Below are 1655 nucleotides of genomic sequence, written 5' to 3'. Positions count from 1 at the left end.
TCCTGTCTTCCGCGGTTTTTTATTTGGCTTGAAATTGTCGTTGATTATCAGCTTGTTAACTGTATTTATTTAGATTTTTGGGTGTCCCGGCACTTTTTGGCTTATATTTATCTTGATGTTTGTTCGACAAAAGAAGAATAAAAGTGGAGTGGTCAGCGTTCAGGTCATTGATAAAAGTTCTGGCAAATACAAGGTGATAAAAACCTTGGGCAGCTCAAGTTCTATTTCCCGAGTAGAAATGCTAGTTAAAGAAGGAGAGCACTGGATTAAAAGCCAACTTGGTCAAGCAGAGATTGATCTTTCCGGCACACAGGATGCCTTCGATAAGTTCATTTCGAATATACAGCAGGTTACCGTTGCCGGAACGGAGTTATTGCTTGGAAAAATTTTCGATGAGATAGGCTTTTCTAAGATTAAAGACGATTTGTTTCGAAAACTTGTTTTATCCAGGCTATGCTTTCCAGTAAGTAAGGTACGCACTATTGATTATCTCAAAAAATATCATGGAATTGAAATTGATGAGGATCGCATATACCGGTACCTGGACAAACTTTACAATAAGCAGAAAGATTTAGTTCAGCAGATCAGCTATCAGCATACATTACGGATACTTAATAATCAAATGAGCATTGTATTTTATGATGTAACCACCCTTTACTTTGAAATAGATGATCAGGATGACTTGCGAAAAACTGGTTTTTCAAAAGAGGGACGGCATCAGAATCCACAGATTGTTTTGGGGTTATTGGTAAGCGTTGGAGGTTATCCCTTAGCCTATGAAATATTTGAAGGGAATAAATTTGAGGGCCATACCATGCTTCCAGTCATTAACGCTTTTAAAAAGAAGCATACGCTTGATAAAATGGTCGTAATTGCAGATTCCGGTCTTCTTTCCAGTAATAACATAAACGATCTACAGCGTGAGGGCTATGAGTTTATACTTGGAGCCAGGATAAAGAATGAAAAGCAAATTCTTCAAAAACAGATATTGAGTCTCAAACTAAAAAATGGAGAAAGTGCAATATTGAAAAAAGATGAGCACACGAATTTAGTAATTAGCTACTCACTTTCCAGGCACAAGAAAGACCAGGCAAACAGGGAGAAAGGACTGCGTAAACTTGAAAAGCAAATCAGTTCCGGTAAACTAACAAAATCCCATATAAATAATAGGGGTTACAATAAATATCTAAAGCTTAAGGGCGAGATTAATGTCGAGATTGATAAAGAAAAGTTTAATGCAGATGGCAAATGGGATGGATTAAAAGGCTATCTAACCAATACCGGGCTGAATAAAAGCGAGGTGATTGAAAACTATAGCCATCTGTGGCGAATTGAAAAGGCTTTCCGGATTTCCAAACATGATTTGAAGATTAGGCCAATTTATCACAGATTACATCATCGAATCGAAGCCCATGTTTGTATCGCTTTCGTAGCTTACAAAGTATTTAAGGAACTGGAAAGACAATTATATCAAAAGGGCGCAAGGTTAAGTCCTGAAAAAGCAATCGACATTGCCAAAACGATTTATGCTATAAAAATTATCAACCCATTAAACAATGAAATTTTAAACAAAACACTCATATTAAATGATGAGCAAAAATACCTGAGTCAATTATTTGATTTCTAAAATTGGGTGTCCCAGCGCGGAAGACAGG

1 protein-coding gene is annotated in these 1655 nt (G+C 36.7%); it reads left to right on the top strand.

All coding sequences use genetic code 11. From position 1 onward, the window contains the following. The first annotated feature begins 238 nt into the window (after positions 1-238). On the top strand, positions 239-1627 hold the full coding sequence (locus GJU39_RS23240; RefSeq protein WP_209437734.1) for an IS1634 family transposase: 1389 nt from the start codon (positions 239-241) through the stop codon (positions 1625-1627). Positions 1628-1655 lie beyond the last annotated feature (28 nt).

The organism is Pedobacter petrophilus, assembly GCF_009674725.1.
GTDB lineage: Bacteria > Bacteroidota > Bacteroidia > Sphingobacteriales > Sphingobacteriaceae > Pedobacter > Pedobacter petrophilus.
The sequence above is the reverse complement of the archived record's forward strand: the minus strand, read 5'-3'. Positions and strand labels throughout refer to the sequence as shown.

Excerpts from the sequence above, each read along its gene's own strand:
- GJU39_RS23240 (WP_209437734.1), top strand. The coding sequence starts at position 239 with ATGCTAGTTAAAGAAGGAGAGCACTGGATTAAAAGCCAACTTGGTCAA.